20 protein-coding genes are annotated in these 17,193 nt (G+C 60.7%); 2 read left to right on the plus strand and 18 right to left on the minus strand.

The genetic code is table 11. The annotated features are described in order from the left end of the window. Window positions 1-46 precede the first annotated feature (46 nt). The gene (locus HNQ65_RS09580) at window positions 47-1,540 is read left to right on the plus strand and encodes a type IV secretory system conjugative DNA transfer family protein (protein WP_184339300.1); all 1,494 of its coding nucleotides are present in this window, start codon (window positions 47-49) and stop codon (window positions 1,538-1,540) included. Between the two features lie 177 nt (window positions 1,541-1,717). Then, the gene (locus HNQ65_RS09585) at window positions 1,718-2,152 is read left to right on the plus strand and encodes a Crp/Fnr family transcriptional regulator (RefSeq protein WP_184339301.1); all 435 of its coding nucleotides are present in this window, start codon (window positions 1,718-1,720) and stop codon (window positions 2,150-2,152) included. A gap of 32 nt (window positions 2,153-2,184) precedes the next feature. Here the strand turns inward: HNQ65_RS09585 and HNQ65_RS09590 are convergent, their stop codons facing one another. The 18 genes from HNQ65_RS09590 to HNQ65_RS09675 form a co-directional block, all read right to left on the minus strand. After that, window positions 2,185-2,463 carry a hypothetical protein gene (locus HNQ65_RS09590; RefSeq protein ID WP_184339302.1) on the minus strand — a complete coding sequence of 93 codons (279 nt, stop codon included), beginning with the start codon at window positions 2,461-2,463 and terminating at the stop codon, window positions 2,185-2,187. A 9-nt stretch (window positions 2,464-2,472) separates the two neighbouring features. Continuing rightward, window positions 2,473-3,417: a hypothetical protein gene (locus HNQ65_RS09595; protein ID WP_184339303.1), complete on the minus strand. Its 945-nt coding sequence runs from the start codon at window positions 3,415-3,417 to the stop codon at window positions 2,473-2,475. A 208-nt stretch (window positions 3,418-3,625) separates the two neighbouring features. After that, the gene (locus HNQ65_RS26815) at window positions 3,626-4,483 is read right to left on the minus strand and encodes a hypothetical protein (RefSeq protein WP_184339304.1); all 858 of its coding nucleotides are present in this window, start codon (window positions 4,481-4,483) and stop codon (window positions 3,626-3,628) included. 26 nt (window positions 4,484-4,509) lie between these two features. Further along, window positions 4,510-4,860, minus strand: coding sequence for a hypothetical protein (locus HNQ65_RS09605; RefSeq protein WP_184339305.1), 351 nt, complete (start codon window positions 4,858-4,860; stop codon window positions 4,510-4,512). Then, on the minus strand, window positions 4,857-5,081 hold the full coding sequence (locus tag HNQ65_RS09610; RefSeq protein WP_184339306.1) for a hypothetical protein: 225 nt from the start codon (window positions 5,079-5,081) through the stop codon (window positions 4,857-4,859). The genes HNQ65_RS09605 and HNQ65_RS09610 overlap by 4 nt, the downstream gene beginning before the upstream one ends. Next, window positions 5,056-5,961 (minus strand): AAA family ATPase, encoded by a 906-nt coding sequence (locus HNQ65_RS09615; protein ID WP_184339307.1) that lies wholly within the window; start codon window positions 5,959-5,961, stop codon window positions 5,056-5,058. The genes HNQ65_RS09610 and HNQ65_RS09615 overlap by 26 nt, the downstream gene beginning before the upstream one ends. 3 nt (window positions 5,962-5,964) lie before the next feature. Next, window positions 5,965-6,672 (minus strand): hypothetical protein, encoded by a 708-nt coding sequence (locus HNQ65_RS09620; RefSeq protein WP_184339308.1) that lies wholly within the window; start codon window positions 6,670-6,672, stop codon window positions 5,965-5,967. After that, entirely contained in the window at window positions 6,669-7,952 is a 1,284-nt protein-coding gene (locus HNQ65_RS09625; RefSeq protein WP_184339309.1) for a TrbI/VirB10 family protein, read from the minus strand. The genes HNQ65_RS09620 and HNQ65_RS09625 overlap by 4 nt, the downstream gene beginning before the upstream one ends. A 21-nt stretch (window positions 7,953-7,973) precedes the next feature. Then, window positions 7,974-8,942: a hypothetical protein gene (locus HNQ65_RS09630; RefSeq protein WP_184339310.1), complete on the minus strand. Its 969-nt coding sequence runs from the start codon at window positions 8,940-8,942 to the stop codon at window positions 7,974-7,976. After that, a complete protein-coding gene (locus HNQ65_RS09635; RefSeq protein WP_184339311.1) occupies window positions 8,939-9,589 on the minus strand; it encodes a hypothetical protein in 651 nt (216 codons plus the stop codon). The genes HNQ65_RS09630 and HNQ65_RS09635 overlap by 4 nt, the downstream gene beginning before the upstream one ends. A gap of 14 nt (window positions 9,590-9,603) precedes the next feature. Continuing rightward, the gene (locus HNQ65_RS09640; RefSeq protein WP_184339312.1) at window positions 9,604-10,206 is read right to left on the minus strand and encodes a hypothetical protein; all 603 of its coding nucleotides are present in this window, start codon (window positions 10,204-10,206) and stop codon (window positions 9,604-9,606) included. A gap of 14 nt (window positions 10,207-10,220) precedes the next feature. Then, entirely contained in the window at window positions 10,221-11,285 is a 1,065-nt protein-coding gene (locus HNQ65_RS09645; protein ID WP_184339313.1) for a hypothetical protein, read from the minus strand. Between the two features lie 57 nt (window positions 11,286-11,342). Further along, complete coding sequence (locus tag HNQ65_RS09650) at window positions 11,343-12,206, minus strand: hypothetical protein (protein ID WP_184339314.1); 864 nt, start codon at window positions 12,204-12,206, stop codon at window positions 11,343-11,345. A 40-nt stretch (window positions 12,207-12,246) separates the two neighbouring features. After that, window positions 12,247-12,756 carry a hypothetical protein gene (locus HNQ65_RS09655; protein WP_184339315.1) on the minus strand — a complete coding sequence of 170 codons (510 nt, stop codon included), beginning with the start codon at window positions 12,754-12,756 and terminating at the stop codon, window positions 12,247-12,249. Further along, on the minus strand, window positions 12,753-15,452 hold the full coding sequence (locus tag HNQ65_RS09660) for a TraG/VirB4 family ATPase (protein WP_184339316.1): 2,700 nt from the start codon (window positions 15,450-15,452) through the stop codon (window positions 12,753-12,755). Before HNQ65_RS09660 ends, HNQ65_RS09655 begins: the two co-directional genes overlap by 4 nt. Window positions 15,453-15,464: 12 nt before the next feature. Then, a complete protein-coding gene (locus HNQ65_RS09665) occupies window positions 15,465-15,836 on the minus strand; it encodes a hypothetical protein (RefSeq protein ID WP_184339317.1) in 372 nt (123 codons plus the stop codon). Between the two features lie 87 nt (window positions 15,837-15,923). Then, on the minus strand, window positions 15,924-16,235 hold the full coding sequence (locus tag HNQ65_RS09670; protein ID WP_184339318.1) for a hypothetical protein: 312 nt from the start codon (window positions 16,233-16,235) through the stop codon (window positions 15,924-15,926). 131 nt (window positions 16,236-16,366) lie between these two features. Then, entirely contained in the window at window positions 16,367-17,119 is a 753-nt protein-coding gene (locus HNQ65_RS09675) for an RNA polymerase sigma factor (protein WP_184339319.1), read from the minus strand. Window positions 17,120-17,193 lie beyond the last annotated feature (74 nt).

Consider the following 17,193-nt stretch of genomic DNA (forward strand, 5'->3'; position numbering starts at 1 on the left):
ACCACGTGCCGCTCCGGCTAGTAAGACCCGCAGCGCCTATCCCAGCATGTTTTCATTCATCAAATTCCTCGTCGCCGTCGGCATCGCCACCTTTGGCATCTGGTATGTGTTTCAGTATGAAAGCATCAATGAAGTGACAGGCGGAGTGGCTTTTCTCTGCGTGCTCGGAGCCATGGTGCTGCTAAAATGGCAGCCCGATTTTTCCAAAAAGGACTACATCGTTCAGTACAAAAACCTCAAATGGCTGCCCGGGGAATTCACCCGCCACTGGCTTATCACCGGAGACACAGGCGTGGGCAAGACCACCTCAGGCTTCAATCCCCTCCTCCATCAGATCTCCGTCTCCCGCCCAAATTGGGGCGGCCTCATCCTCGGCGCCAAGGGTGACGAGCACTTCTTTGCCCTGGAGCACTTCACCGGCCACGGACGCCCGGAGGCCGTCTGCGTTCTGGCAGTCCGCCCGGACCGCCTCGACCGCACATGGCAGCCAAAAGAACGCTACAACCTCGTCTCTGACCGCCGCCTGCCCTACACCACTCACGCCAAGAACCTGGTGGACACCGGAGCCTCGCTCACGGAGGGGGAGCAGTCCTCCTTCTTCAAACCCGCCGCGCAGCAGGCGCTCACCAGCGCCTTTGAGCTGCTGGAAAGCCTGGGAAAGCCCGTCAACGTTCTGCGCGCCTATGAGTTCCTCACGGACAAATCCAACATGGAGGAGCTCTTCAATGAACTGCTCGACGCCGAAAGCACGCCGGAGCGCATCAAGCTGGCCAAGTACTTCGACCAGACCTTCCTCAGCGCCCAGGCGGCAGAGCAGAAGGAAGGCCTCGTGGGCACGCTGAAGGTCATGCTCGGCTTCTTCACCCACCCGGACATCGCCGAGGTCTTCTGCTCCGACCTGCCCAACACCATCGACATCCAGGACGTGGACAAAGGCCGTGTCTTCTGCACCGCCATGCCGCAGACCTTCCAGACCGAGCGCCGCTATATCAACACCTACCTCAAGCTGCTCTTCTACACCCACGCCATGATGCGTTTCGACAAACCGAAAAAGGAGCGCAAGACGGAGAACCTCCTCATCGCGCTCATGGACGAGTTTCAGGCCCTCGCCACCGCCAGCGAAGACGGCATCTCCGACCACAACGTGATCGACCGCCTCCGTGCCGCCAACTGCTGCCTCATCCTCGGCATGCAGAGTGATGCCTCCCTGTTCCCCGTCCTTGGCAAAGAGACGGCTCAGGTGCTCACCCTCAACTGCCGCTCCCGCATTGCCTTCCGTCAGCCAGACCCCGAGGGGGCTCAGGCCGTGGCGGAATTCATCGCCAAAGTGGAGAAGAAAAAAGTGTCCAAATCCTCCGGATTCCTCGGCAAAGACTCCAGCAAGACCGTCAACAAGGAGTGGGACTACGAAGTGCAGCCCGGAGAACTCATGAAGATGCCGGATGCCACCGCCTGGATCGTCCACCCCAGCAAAAAGAAGATCAAGCTGCGCATCCCCGCCATGGATGGTGCCGGCAAGATTCCAGACTGGTGGAGATGAACACGACCTCCATATCCCTTCGTCTTTCAGACTCCGCGTTTAGCCAGCCAAACGCTTTGAGCCGGAGCTCTGCACCTTCACTGGGTGGCGGCCAGAACCATGGAGTCTGGACTGAAACTAGATTGCATTTCCATCTCACTTTCCCTTCAGCATCGTAGCTACACCTTAAAACAGCCTATGCCCTCGCTTACCCCCCTTCTTGCCAATTTCAACGCCAACGAACTCAGCCTCCTCTCCAGCTTCGGCGACTCCCGCTCCTACCAGAAGGATGATATCGTGATCAAGCTCGGAGACGACAACGACACCCTCTACCTCGTGCTCAAAGGAAAGCTCGATGTGCTCCAGGAGGTGGATGGAGAAGATCAGGTCGTTGCCGTGCTTGAGGCCGGCGACTCCCTCGGAGAGGTCAGCATCTTTGACCCCGGCCCGGCCAGCGCCACCGTGAGAGCGGGCTCCGAAGCCGAGGTCTGGCTGATCAAAAAAGACAGCTTGGATGCCCTGCACTCCGCCAGCCCCAAGGTGGCCTACCGCTTGCTCAGCCGCATCACCACCTGCCTCTCCAAACGCCTGAGGGACATGAACGACAAACTCGTGGACTTGGCCAACAGGTAAGCGTCGCCCCCTCTTGCACACCAGTTTGCTGATCAGCGCACCTTCGGTGCCTGCTGCATACCCTGAGCCTTCCCCTGCTGGGCTGCCTGCCCCGCTTTGGCCATCCCCAGGGCAGCCCCCACACTTTTCTTTTCTGCCAGCGCACGGTCAGTGGCATCAATGTCGAGGTCGGCATCCACGTCCATTTCCTCCCGGTCTTCGCCTTCAATGCGTCCGTTGTGATCAAGATCGCGCACGGGATCATCGGCCAGGTCAATGTCGCCATCCCCGTCGAGATCGCGCCTGCCATCGGTTCTTTGGGGCGCTGCCATGGTCTGGTTTTATTTGATGCTGTGCCCCTGCTTGCCTGGAGCCTGCTTGGGCCCGAGTTGCACGCCCTGGCTGGCCAGCGCGTCACGCACACTCTTGACCGCAGAGCCGATGTTCTTGCCCAGATCCTTGCCCACTTCGGCCCCCTTGTCGCCGCCGATCACCCCACCGATGGCGCTGCCAATCCCACCGCCAATCCCGCGCGAATGATCCACAGCCACATTGGCGGCCTGTCCAGCCGCCCCGCCGACGACCTTGCCGAGCATCTGGCCCACGGTTTTGCCTTTCTCGCCTCCAATGGCGGAGCCGATCATGCCGCCAATTTTTTTGCCGATGCTGCCGCCCACATCTAAACCGCCTGCCTCAGGGCCATCTTGCTTGGCCGCCTGCTGCTGGCGATGACCGCCGATGACCGGACCTTCTGCCTCTGGCGCTTCAGCGGCAGCCTGCACTTTGGGTTTTGCCCCGCCGTCTTTACCTCCCTGACCAAACAGACTTTTGATTCCTTCTCCAACGGCTTCCCCGATCAGCTTTCCCTCTTTCGAGCCGCCAGCCCCGGACAGAATGCCCTGCGCGCCAGCCTTCAGCTTCTCCGAGGCGGACATCTCTTCATCATCCTCACCGGCAGCTTTGGGTTTGGGTTTGGCCGAAGTCTGGCTGTCGCCAGCTAGCTGCGGCTCTGCTGCGGCCGCTTTTTGCTCGGGCTTGGCCACGGCAGGCTCGGCGGCCGCAGCCTGCTGATCTCCGGCCGCCATTTGACTTGGCTTGGCCGCCACCCACGCTGCGGGTGCAGGCACTGCCGGCTGCTGCTCAGGGGCGGGCGCCTGTTGTGAGGGTTTGGCGGGCACCCAGGCCTGCTGCGCAGGCTGCTGTTCCTCCTGCTGCGGAGCAGGAGCCTGTGGCTGGCGATGTGAGCCGAGGGCCGGCCCATCCTTTTTGTCAGTGTCTTCAGGCATGGCCGATGGAGAAAAGGTTACATTCTAAATTTGCGTGTCGTGGAGGAACCAGAGTTGCTCAAAGCTGACTCCTTCGTGCCAGAAAGACCGCGGCCCACGCACATCTGGCGTGGAGTGCCCTTGCGGAAAAAGTCGCTCATGCGTGTTGATAGCCGCACAGCACACAGGTGTGCCAAACATCGGCTGTTTTTCTTTTTTTGCCCGCAGCTTACATCTTCATGCCCTTGCCCATTCCCAGCCCCTTGCCTGGGCCTCCACCAAGTTGGTAGCCTTCCTCCGCAAGGGACATGCGCACGGTTTTAATGCCTTGATCCACACCTTTTCCCACGGCCCCCCCGACTTCCGAACCAACCTGCTGGCCGATCTGGCCCCCGATCTGTCCGCCAATCTGCTGCCCTATGGCGGTGCCCACGACGGGGATGGCCGAGCCAATGGCTCCGCCGATAGCCTTGCCACCCGCAGTGCCCACAGCCTTGCCCGCGGTGCCTCCGATGCTGGAGCCAATGCCTTCAGCCATGCCCTGCTCCTCTCCGCCCGCACCACCACCTCCACCGAGACCTCCGAGCATGCCCCCCGCACCACCACCTCCCAAGCCACCCGCCAGGCTCGTCACACCGCCCAGCATGTCTCCACCACCAGCTCCGCCAAGACCACCCGCCAGGCTCGTCACGCCGCTCAGCATGTCTCCACCCCCAGCTCCACCCAGGCCGCCCAGCAGGCCGCCTGCGCCTCCGCCACCACCCAAGGCTCCGCCAAGGCTGTTCGCCGCACCGCCCACCGCCTGGTCAGCTGCGCCGCCTACGGCACCACCCACCTGACCACCGATCTGCGAGCCGACTTGATTTCCGATCTGCCCCCCGATCTGGCCGCCCACCTGCTGTCCCACCGCAGAGCCCACAGCATTTCCCACCACGGGTACCACAGAGCCAATGGCACCGCCCACAGCGCTGCCAACAGCCTTGCCCCCGGCTGTGCCCACGGCCTTGCCCGCAGCACCACCTACTTGAGAGCCAACTCCCTTTCCCAGGGACTCTCCGATTCCAGCTTCTTCTTGTTCTTCAGGCATAAACGTTGGTGGATTGAGGATTGAATTCAGGGGGAGACATCGAGCGGCTGCTTGCCAAACGTGTGGACTTGCGAGACCCGCACCGGACCCATCGCATGCCCGGGCGGCAGATCAGCCACCACATAGTAGTGCGTCCACAGCTTCCCGGCGTCGCGCCTGCCCACGCCCTCGGCCCACAGCCGCACTTCTTTGCCAGTCATTTCGCGCGGCAGGTTGGTGATGTGGATGTTGGACTGCACCCATCCGTGTTTGTCGTGATACACCCAGAAGTGGATGCTCGTGCCCGGAGGCAGCGCATCTCCATCCGTGAGGTAGGCCGGTGGCGTCGCGCAGCCGGCCAGCACGAAGGCACAAAGAATGAGAAAAAACTGCTTCATGATCTGGGCTTGGGTTTAAACATCTCTTCTCCGCGTCGGCGCCACGCTTCGCCCCAGCGGTTGTACGCATAGATCCCGGGGATCGCCAGAAAGCCGGCCGCCGCCGCAGCGTTGCGCCCGGTGTACAGCGCCCCCGCCATAAACAGCATCGCAAAGCCATACCTCCGCAGCTCAGTGCGGTGGCTGCGGCTGTATTCAAGAATGGATGACCAGGCGTCCATGCTGGGCTACGAGGGTTCCGTTGGTTTTCTGTCCTGCGAGCAGGGCGTTGCGAAGGGCTTCGCGGCAAAAGGTCTCCACCGTCGTGCGCATGCGCCTCACTCCCAGGCGCGGCTCCACGCCATTCGCCACCATGATCTCCAGCACGCCTTCTCCGGCCTTCAGGTCATAGCCTTTCGTGCGCAGCAGTTTCAGCTCCTTGTTGAGCATGATGGTGGCGATTCGCTTCTGCGAGTCATAGCCGAGCTTCTGAAAGACACAGCGCACGTTGAAGCGCGCCAGCACTTCAGGTCGCAGCTCTGCGGCCGCGAGATCCTCGATGAACCGCTCCACTGTCGCCATCGGGCTGTTTTTCAGCTCCATCAGCGCATCCGCACCGATGTTGGACGTGGCCACAATGTAGAAGTTGCACAAGTTCAGCGTCTCACCGCTGGCCACCGTGATTCGCCCCGCATCCAGCACCTGCAGAAAGATGTCGAGCACACGCGGGTGCGCTTTTTCGATTTCGTCAAACAGCAGAAATCCCCGCCCCTCGGCACGATCATAAAAGCGCCCGATGTTGCCCCGGCTCGTCTCATTCTGGCCCAGCAACAGCTGCAGCGACTCCTGGTTCTGGTACTCGGACATGTCCAGGCGAATGCAGTGCTTCTGCACGTCGCCAAAGATGTACTCAGTCAGCAGCAGCGTCGTCTCCGTCTTGCCCACCCCCGTCGGCCCCAGAAAGAGGAAAGTACCCTTGGGTCGCCCGGGATCACTCAGCCCCAGCTCTCCGTTTTGCACGATGGGCACCACCCTGGGGATAACATGCCCCTGCCCGATGATACGCTCTTCGAGGAAGCCTGAAAGCCCCTGGATGTGGGCAAGATCGACCGTGGTGGACATGTGCTAGTTCTTCTTCTGGAAAAGCCCTTGGTTGGAACTCCGGATTCGGAGGCGCTCCGACTCCTCCAGTTCTTCGATGCGTGTCTGGGCCTGCTTGAGCTGTGTGGTGAGTGCGTTGCGCTCCTGAATGGTCTTTTCGAGGTACTCCTTGATCTCGGCCACATCTTTTTCCGCCTGCTCAAACTCACCCTTCTTCTTCAGCAGATCGGCGCGCAGCTTTTCCAGGTCGCTCATCGTGTTGCGCAGGCTCACAGACTTGGCGGCCAGCGCCTCTCGCTCCTGTTTCACCCGCGTGTCGTCCGGCACGTCTTTGCGTGCAGGGTCGATGATGCCCAGCACCACCCCTTTCGAATCCATCGGCGTGGCAGGCAGCCGCGTATCCCAGCGCGGCGGCTGCTCCACACGGTAAACCGTGTGCGCCTCATGCATCTCGTTGCGATCTTTGCTCGGCAGGCGCCCCAGGTGGTACGCATGCACCTGCTCTCCCATGCGCACACGCGAGACATCACGCGGATCCAGCGATCGTCCCTTCGGCCAGTCTGCCAGCACATTCTTGCTGTACGTGGGGATGTAGGCCAGCTCCTGCTGGTCTAGTGGCCGCACCAGCGGGTCATCCGAAAGCTTCACGCTTTTGGACCGGCACGCCGGAAGAAGGGCGCAGAGGATCAGTGCGGCACAGGTGGCTCTGGCTTCGAGATGCTTGCGGTTCATGGGTTGCTGCTGCTGGGAGTGGGTGTTGAAGAAGGGGTTTCTGCAGTGCTCGCAGCCCCGCTTTCCGGGGGCCTTGAGATGATCTCTCTCACCTGCTGGATCTGTTCTGCCGTCTGCTGCTGCTGGCGGGCTTTCTCTGCCTCAGCCGCAGTCTCCGCATCCCTGCGGGCCGCCGTGGCGTTTTCAGACTGCGCCTTGGCATACGTCTCCTCGGCCAGCTGCCAGCTTGCGACCGGCTGGCTCTTCTGCCTCAGACCCGCGATGCTGGCCATCTCCGGCTCAAACACATCCGTCGTGTAAATGTAGAACTGCGTGCCCGCTGCCACTCGGACAAAATCCATGTCCTGGGAGAGCTGCGTGGTCAGCAGCCTCGAATACGCAGACGCCGCCTGTGCCCCGCCGCCCAGCGCGGCGTTGGCAGTGTTGTTCTGCGGCACCAGCCCGTAGATGCTCTGAAACTGCTGCCGGTTGTTGAGCATGATGCCCTGCAGCGCCTCCGCTATCAGGACCTTCACCTGCGCATACTGGTCATTTTGCACAATGATGCCCTTGATGCCGGCAGAGCCGTCCGTGATCGCATACGTGTTGTCACTGAGCCGCTCATGATCCAGCGCGATGCCGTTGATCGTGTACTCACGCCCATCTTCCCAGATGAAAGTATACGCACCATGCACTTCGATGCGGTCTCGCGTGCGTCCTTTGCCAGCCTTGGCATGCACCTGGGTGCCCGCAGGCACGATCAGCTGATGGTTCCAGTACACATCCTCGGTCACCAGCGCTAGCACCGGAGTCTGCAGCGAGGAGGAGTCCACCGTGATCACCAGCGCCGCCTTGATGAGAATGCCACGTGGGGCAAACAGGCGTGGCGTGGTCGGCACAAACGGCTCGGTGATGTTGTTGCTCACATGCACGAGCTTGGGAAAAGGCGGTGGCTTCTCCGTCTTTTTGCGCTGCGCAGACGAGTTGCTGGAAAGCAGGCTGGGGGGCGGGGGCTTTTTCGGCGGAACAACGAAGCGCTCCACCTGCTGGTCGCTGCCCACCATCGCCGTGCGTTTCTCGCCAAGGTTCACCGTCTTGGATTCCACCACCAGAGACGACTCCTTCGCCGGCTTGCTTTCAGCAGCCTTGTCATTCGTGCTGCCCTTTGCTTTTTGCACCTCCTTGGGCGTATTGACGGCTTCCGCCGGCTTCTTGCTCACGTAGAATGCCACCCCGGCGATGGAGACCACCACCAGGAGCAGGATCATCTGCACAGCCGGTTTCTGGAGTTGTTGCATCATGGCAGTTGCGGGGGTTGCAGATTATTTGCCGGAGGCGGAGGCATCGAGTTCGGCGGCATCATTGCTGGAAAGGGGTGGCAGCAGCTGCGGGTGCCGTCCCGGCTCCGGCAGCTCGATGCGGAAATCTTGGTTGATCGACACTCCCTCACGGCTGCCTCCAGGCCCGCCCTGCAGCACCACATCCATCGCCACACGCTGTCCAGGCGCCACCGTGTCGGCGCAGTCCACCATCTGGCAGTCATAGCTTCGGTTGCCCACGCGTACTTTGGTGCCCGCAGGTTCAAACTCAAAGGGCTTCGCACCGTTGTTGGTCAGCCAGCAGCGGAAGACCATCAGGTCCTTCGCAGGATTCCGCTGGATTTCATAAATCGTGGCCACCACATCTTTCTGCGTGGACGTCATGGAGAGCTCGTTGCGCTCCTGCCAGCCGGTGAACAGCCCCGGATTCAGCGGCTGTAGCGCCTTGCGGTTGCGCACCTTGCTCAGCATGCCCACCAGCTCCTCGGCGTTGTACTGGATGCGATCGTTCACCACCTTGTCCGGCGTCACCTCCTGCGCGGCTCCGTTCGTCTGCACCGGCGGCGAGACGATCACCGCCAGGTTCGCCTCGTCAGATGGCGTAAAGCGCAGCAGGTAAATGTTGCGCGCCGTGCGCACTGTGGCGTGGCAGGGCTCCCCGGGTTTGACAAGACGGACCACCAGCGTGTCTCCGATCACATTCTCATAATGCACGATCCCCACCTTCGTGCTCGTCATCTGGTTCACCTGCGCGGGATCAGTCACGAGTCCATAGCCTGTCAGCAGGCTGATCTTTTCCGGGAAGGTGATCGTGGTGGCCACATTCGAGTTGATGGCGATGTCGTGGACCAGGTTTTTGGGATCAAGCCTCACGAGTTCACGACCGGTCTGCACCTGTGCGACCGCCGTGAGCGCTGCAGAGAGTAGGCAGCCAGTAAGTAGCCGGATCCAGCTGGAAGGGCGTAAGTTCATGATTCGCTGATGGGCTCCATGCTGAGTTTGACCAGGGTCTCCACCTGGGAGGGAAATCCTTTGTTGCTCATCATCTTCGCGTTCTGGTGCCAGATGACCTTGAGCGTAAAGCGGTACGTCTCTTCCTTTTCCTTGCCGCTGAAGAAGCTCCGCCGGCGCACGATCCCTGTGGTGATGGTCCCCACGCGTGTGTTGTTGGCCTGCGCGATCACCGTCTTCTCCACCGCGGCCACCTGCGTGACTTTCTGGGTTTGAAAGTACTTCTGCTCCTTCTGCACCTCCTTGTCGATCTGTTCGCGCCCAGGAGACTCATGCTTCTCGTTGACCCAGCAGAGCTGCTTCAGCCGCCCTTCGTACACCAGCCCCTCGGGCTTCCGTTCCAGCAGCGTCTCCGCCAGCACATCACACAGCTGCAGATGCATCGGCTTCATCTGCGGATAGAGCTCTCCCGGCGGCACATAATACGCTCCTGCAGTGTCCATCACCACAAACGGCGGCCGCTGGCGCAGGGCTTCAGACATCAGCACAACATATCCGGCGCAGCACGCGGCCACCACGCAGGCTGCAAGAAACCAGAAGATCGCGGTATGATCCCTCGTGACGAGCGTGTCAACGACTCCACGCTTCCTCTCTTTCGGTGTTGTCATGGGTGGGGGCGGCATCACTCGGAGCTGGAATAGGGGCTGAGGGAATACTCAATGTTGTTGCAGACAAAGGGGAAGCGCCTGCTGTCGCGCAGGTTCTGATTGCGCTCCCAGTTCAGGCGCGCCGTCACGGTAAAGGACTGGTTCACCACCTCCTTGCTCGCGGGGTCCAGGCTCACACGGATGATCTGCCCCTGCGTCACCGTCTCTGCATCGCCGTTGGGAAAGTGCTGCACACGCACCTGCCCCACCTCCATGATCTGGTGCATCTGCCGGCTGTGAAAGTCATACTTGGTGTCCTGGATTTCTTTGCGCACCTGCTCCATCCCTTTCCCCGCAAAAAGAAACGGGAGCCTTTCCATCGTGAGCGGCCCCCTCGGTCCACGGTTCAGGAATGTCTCCAGGGCCAGCCTCGTGTGGTAGTCCACCAGCTCATCCAGATCCAGATCCTGCATCGTTCGGTCCACATAAACGTGTGATCCCTCGATCGGCACATACAGCATGCTCCCTCGGCTCGTGATCGCCACATCATACACATACCAGGCGGTCAGCGCCAGGCACACACACGCCGCTGAAAACCAGAAGAAGGCCAGCTTCTCCTTCGAGATAAAAATGTCCACGACTCCTCTCATAGTTATTCCTCCCCTCCTCCGCCACCGCCCCCGGCGAGGCCGCCGATTTGATTACCCACTCCAGTGACCGCACCCGTCGCGCCACTGATGGCGGAAGAAGCGGTGCTGCCCACGCCAGGAACCATGCTGGCCACCGAGCTGGCCACCGCACCACCGGCGCTGATGCCGCCCATGGCGGCGCTGACAGCCTGCCCCGCAAAAGCCGTCCCGATCTGGGCCCCCGACGTGATCGCCGCCTGGATCAGCCCCGGCGCCTTGAAGAGCACAAACATGATCCAGATGGCCACGGCCACCACCAGCACAAAAATGGCTATCACCTCCACCCCAACCCCAAAGCCGATGATGTTCAGCGTCGCACAGCACACCGTGATGACATCAATGCCGATCGTCAGCAGCGCATCCGCCAGCATCAGCCCGATCCCCCACCCCAGCGGCCAGAAGCAGATTGCGATCAGGCCCGTAAAATAGCTCACCGCAGTCTTCTGTGTCTGGTCATACAAAAACATCCCGAAGAAAATGGGGGACGCCGCAGCTCCTACATACAGCGCCATGATCTGCACCTGGTAGGCAAAAAAGAAAATCACATAGCACACCAGGCCGATCACGATCATGCAGAACGCCGCAATGATGTTGGCGATGTAGTCGATGATGGAAAGCGGATCAATGATGAGCCCGGCCAGCGCGCTCGCATCGGTGTCGATGTCGAGGTCACCAAAGCTGTCACCAAAGTTTTCAAACAGGCCGATAGGGTCCAGGTCCAGCTCTTTGAGCAGGTCGTCAGACAGCGCCGTGCGCACATCCACCACCAGCCACTCAGGAAAGAAGGGCATGATGGTGAGCACCACGCCCATGGTCACAATCTGCCCGAAGGCGCCTTCAAGACTTCCTCCCATGATGCCTTTGTACGCCATGATCAGCAGCCCCAGAAAAGCCAGGGTGAAGGTGAAGAGCTGCAGCACGTCAAAAATGTCCGAGCAGGTGTTCTGCAGGTCGTTGTAAAACGTGTCCATCAGACCAAAGGCGCTGGCCATTCCCTGGCCGGCGGCAAGGATGGGCGTAAATGGCATGAGGTTCATGGATTGGACGGGGGGGATGGGGTCGGAATGCGCAGCGCAGCAGCAGGACTAGGGTGTCGTGGTCTTGCCCCAGCCAAGACCGCTGAACGGACTGGTGGTGGTCGTGGAAGAGCCGGAGGATGAAGAAGACGGGGATGATCCACCGGAGCCGCCCGCCGCACCACCGGACTGGGCGGTGTGCTGCTTCTCCAGCTTGCGCTCCTCTCCTTTGGCCCTGGCCTCCACCATGGCCTGCAGCTTCAGCTTCTCATTCAGGACATCGTAGTCGAGCTTGCTCTTCGTCAGGTCCGCCTTCGCGCTCGCGATCTGGTTGTCGATCAGGTTCAGCGCCGCCTGCACTTTCAGGATGGTGGCCTCGTCCTTCGCCGTGCTCAGCTGGTCCATCAGTGGCAGCTTCTGCTGCTCCAGCTCCGTGATCCGCTGGTCAGTTTCCTGGGACTTTTGCGCCAGTGCGTTGATGTCTCCGATCAGAGCTCCATGCAGCTTGTAAAGAGCGGGGTCACGGTCCGCTGTCGTGCCATCATCAAAGGTCACGGTGGGGTTCACTGCAGGCACCAGTCCATAGGCGTTGTCTCCAAACGCCTCGGCGCCAGTCGTTGCGCGAATGCGGTCTTCACGCGTGACCCCGTTTGCGGCCGCCTGGGCAGACTGTTCCACATCCTGTTTGATCATCGCCATCACAGACACGTTGACCGCTGCCGGGTCCCCCATGCGCGTCAGCTGGTCGTTCAGCGCCTGCGTCTGCTTCTGCGCTTCATCCAGCTGCTGCTGCAGCATGCTCATGATGTTCTGCGTGTTCGTGACGGTCTGCTGGATCAGCGTGTTGTCGATCACTTCCTGCACCGGTGACTGGGCGCGGGCGGCAAGGCTGAGGGAAAACAGCCCTAGGGCGAAACAGATGAATGTTTTCATGGCGCTGTGTTGGGTGTGTTTGTCGTGACGAAAAATGAAATTACTCAACGACCTCGATGACGACCTTGCGCGGCTCCACCAGCACGCCGTCAGTGGTCACATGCTCAGGCACGGGCACTTCGTAATAGCGGCGCTGGATTCCACCGTCCCCGCTGGGCCGTTCGGCATCCCGCTTCAGCCAGTACAGGTCCTTGATGGCGTCGCTGCGCCCCTTGTTATAGCCGTCCAGGTACTTCTGCCGCACCTCGTTCTGCGCCATCGAGTCGCTGATCGCGCCTGCGGCATAACCCGCCACCGCCCCCGAGATGAGCCCCGCATGGCTGCTCAGTCCGCCAGAGCTGCTGCTGCTCGTGGTCGTGCCCCCACCGCCACCCGTCGTCGTGGAGGAGCTGCTGTTGTTGCTCTTGAGCAGGTGGTCTCCCACGAGGGCTCCGAGAAGCCCCCCTGCGCCGGCTCCGACGAGCCCCTTGTTCACGCCGCCGCTGGAGTTTGAGCAGGCGGGGAGCACGGAGCACAGGCCCGCTAGAAGGATGAGGATGGACGTTTTCATTTCTTCGATTTGGCTTGGCTGAGAATCATCTTGTAGGCATCGCCGCCATAGTTCTTGAGCTCGGCGTTCTGGCGTTCAAACGCCTCCCCGGACGTGGCGGAGGCCAGGATCATCTCCTTGGAGGCATAGTGTCGGCCGATGGCGATTCGCGGACGCCCCGTGGCCTCGTGGTAGTACACGAACGAGCCAAACGGGTCCGACTTCATCTCTGAAGGATCCGGGAAGCTCGTCACCTGCTTTTTCGTGATCGAGGGAATTCGGAAGCCTTCGCTCATGCTCTCCACATCCCGCTGGTCGGGCTGCTTCAGCATGTACATCACACGCGAGTTCCCCACCACGGAAGAGCGCACCGGGTGGTCCTTGATGCGCTGGAACTGCTGGATGATGGAGAACACCCAGCAGGAGTACTTGCGCATACGCTCGTAGTACTCGCGCGTGATTCGGTCTCCGTCCGGCATCGCCAGGAAGGCGGAAAGCTCCTCCAGGATGACACGCTTGCGGGTGGAGCGCGGGCGGCTCATGATCTCTTTGCGCAGGTCGTTGGTGATCAGGAATGCCGCGACGGTGCGCAGCTCCTTGGCAGACTCGGGAATGTAGGAAAGCTCAAAGTGGACCACCTTTCCGCTCAGGCTCACATTGTTCACCCCGTCTAGGATGGCGCCGTAGCGGCCGGTCCGGCTCCAGGGCTCCAGCAGCATTCTCAGCAGGCTCAGGTCTTCATGCGCGCGGCGCTGCCGGCTTTCGAGATTCAGCAGCTCCACAAACTGGCTGTGCGTCGGCATGTCCTCCGGCTTCATGATCGTGTACGCCATGCTCATGAGGTCCCACTGGTTGCCGGGATTGTTCAGAAAGTCTTCCAGCATGGCGGGATCCACGCTCATGCGGTCCAGCTCCGTGGCCATCGGGTCGCCTTCCATCAGGCTGCCGCGAAAATCCATCCAGGCATCGGATAGCACCGTGCCTCCAGGCATCCGCTTTTTACGCCATTCATCAGCCACCGCCACTCTTCGCGCCGCCTCGGCCCGGCCCTGCGCATTGCGGCTCGCCCAGCTTTCAAACTGGTCAATGTACAGACGCTCGATCTGCTTGGCCAGCAGCGCCTGCCGGATGCGATCTTTGTCGATGTCAGGCGGCGGCCCGGCCATCAGATGCGCCACCGCCGTGGCACCACCCAGCTGGTCGGAGCTGAGCGGCAGCCCGCGCGTGTCGAAGTAGTTGAAGGTCAGGTTGCCATTGGGCTGCACGATGATGGGCTCGCAGCCATACAGACGTGTGAAGAGGTTGTAGGACAGCCCTTCCTCCACGATCGCGGTAAAGTCGTAATACGGCGCAGTCTGCGTCAGCAGATCGATGGTGAAGACCGACTTCCCAGCCCCGGAAGCACCAAACATGATGCCGTGCTCCGGGCGCATCGCCCCTTCCTTGCCCACAAAGGTGGTGGTGCCCACCAGCGCTCCTCGCGGCCCGTCGTAGATGGCCTCGGCTTCTTCGAGATCCCCTGTCGGCGTGCTCGAAATGGGGAGCAGGTCGGCCAGGTTCACGTCCTCGACATAGACCTTGAAGTCATTGTAGTTGGCCCACGTCCAGCCCGGCATGCAGAGCTGCCAGTAGTTGCGCACGCTGGTCGGCAGCGTGGGCTCATACGACTGGGCTCCGCCGAGTTTCAGAATGGAATTGCGGATCGCCGAAAGCTTGCTGGAGCAGACATCCGCATCCTTGTCCCACACACGCACGATCAGGTGCATGCGGTATGGCACCACCTCGTTGGTGCTCAGTCGGCGGATGCGCGTACGCAGCTTCAGCAGCGTGGCTTCGAGAGAGGGCGTGATCTTGCCTCGCTCCAGCCTTGCCACCTTCCCTTCGGTCGCCACGCGGTCCTTTTCCACGTCGCCGGCCTCGATGTTTGTGATGATCTGGTAATCCAGGATGTCCAGCTGCGTCAGCGTGCGCATCATCCCGATGTAGGTAAACTTGGGCAGGCTCTTCAGCACACAGATCCCTTGGTAGAAACCGTCCATCTTGAACGTGGAGGTGCCCATGCGCACAGGGGCCGCTTCGCTGTTGAAGCACATCTCGCATACCGTCTTCGTCGGATCGTACAGATCCTCCAGCTTCAACGCCTCGTTCTCAAACGCGCTTGGGTTGAAGTAACGGTAGAAGGCCTCAAAGTGGTCCATGTCCGTCATCGGCATCACCCGGCCGCCCAGCGTGCCAAACTGCTGGCGCAGCGCCTCCTCCAGCTCTCCCTGCTCGCGCTTCGCAGCCTGCAGCAGCTCTTCGTAATACTGCCGCCCCCCGCCCATCGCCTTGCCCTGTATGCGGGAGGTGAAATAAAACTGCAGATGCTCGCGGCGCAGCTTGTGCTCGCGGATCTTTTTGTCGTACCGGTTGTAGCGCTCCTCACGCTGCCTAGTGGACCACCGGTCCTGCGGCAGTTCCTCCGTCTTCTGGCGGTAGCGCTCCAGCTCCTTCCGGTAGTCGCTGTCCACACTCCAAGACACCTGCAGCCTCAGCTCCGGACGCACCATGCGCAAAAGCACGCGCAGGTTGTCCTCCAGCGCCATCAGCCACGAGGCGTCTGTGTTCTCCGTGTCCGGCATCTCGACGTTGTATCCTCTGCCGATCGCGCCGCCACGTTGGAGGCCCCGGTAGATGATGAGATCCTCATCGAGGTAGGAATTGATGAATTTCGCCATCCGGCAGGCTTCTTAGAGAGGAGGGTCTTTGGTGGGATCATCCACCCAGGGCAGCACGATGGGCTCCACCTTTCTGGGGGAAAAATAAGGGGCCTTGGCTGCTTTGATGATCAGCCATTCAAAAAGCTCCACGTCGTATGACGGAGGCTTTCCCTGCTTCAGCCCGAAACAGTACAGGGAGACCAGCACCAGCGGAATGGATGACACGAGTATGGCCATCGACATGTTCGCATCCGGTGCGCTCGCCATGTTGCGGAAAATCAGCATCGCCATGCCAAAGGCCAGCATGAACCACAGGGCGTTCGCCCCCTCAAATCCCGCAATGCCCTGCTGGCTGTCGCGGCCTTCGTTGGTCTCATGTAGTTTGACGCCTTGCTGTTCCATGGTGTGCGCGTGTCATGCCGCAAAGGGCTCCCAGCCCTGATGCACCCCGCCGGGGCGCATCAGGGAGAGAGCTCCATTGCCACGGAACTAGTTCGTACCCATGTCGATGGAATCCACATCGCTGGATCCGCCAGCCGTGGAGAACATGACCTTGGTGATGATGAAGGCGAGACCGCCGATGCCGGCGCCCACCAGTCCATAAAGCACGCGCTCGGTGTTGCCCATCATGAACATCACTGCGGAGAAAAGCAGACCGCCGAAGGCAAGCACCAGGCCCACAAGGTTCAGGATGTTGATGATGCCGCTGAACTTGCTGGTCAGGTCGCTGGAGGAAGCGGCAAGCGGCATGGTAAAGCGCAGGATGTTGGTGCCAAGAGTGGTGATGGCAATGGAGTTCATTTCAGTGGATGATGTAGTTTGATAGGTGTTGGAGTCAGCTCGCGGGGCGTTTGCGCCGTCTGCTTGCCGTGTGACTAGCCCGGTGGCGCTGCGTTGTGACAGCTTTTCTCGCCGATTTGTCGGCGCAGCCTCTACTCCCGCCTCACCAGCGCGTTTCTCAGAGCCGCCAGCTCCTCCTGCACCATCTCATCCGTGGGCGAGGCCAGCGTGCCTGCCACCATCGCTCTCATGATTTCACGAAAACGTTTTCTCAATCTTGAAATGGATTGCCGCACCGCATCATGGGTCATCCCCAGCCGCGCCGCCAGCTCCGCATCATTTCCTGATCCCGCCTGAGTAGGATCCAGACGGGCACGCAGCAGTTGAAACTGCTCTTTTTTTCCCGCCTCTTCCTGCTCCTTGGCCAGCTGCTCCACAGTCGCCTCTATGATCCGCAGGGCGCACATGCGCTGGTAGATCAGCTCGGGCGTGCGGTGGTCCGGCGGTTGAATGGAAAGCTCGTCCTCCGCTTGCGAGGCCTCGATGGACAATATCTCCCGCCCTCCGCCACGCTTCTGCGCAGAGGACTGCCGCTGCCAGTGTTTGATGTGTCGGCTGAAGGCGGTTAGCAGATAATTTCTCATGCGCCCAAGCGACGAATCAGCACTCGAAAACAAAGCCTTCTCTAACACAAAACTAAAGAAACTCTGCGTAAGGTCCTCTGCATCAGCAGGAGAGTGCCCTTGAAAGCGTGCGTATGAATAAATGGGCCGCCAGTAGATCTTGCATAGCTCATCCAGCGCCAGACGCCCGGCCTGCAGATCCCCCCCTTCACGTAATGCCAGCACCATGCTCCAGCGTGTAACCGGAAAGGCACCATGATGCGTGGGGGAGGTCTTCGACATGCCGGTAAACTAGAAGCAAGCTAACGCTTCTGTGACACATAAGGTTATAAAAAAATAATCCGTCACAGTCTTGA

It is taken from the genome of Prosthecobacter vanneervenii (genome assembly GCF_014203095.1).
In the GTDB taxonomy this organism is placed as follows: Bacteria; Verrucomicrobiota; Verrucomicrobiia; order Verrucomicrobiales; family Verrucomicrobiaceae; genus Prosthecobacter; species Prosthecobacter vanneervenii.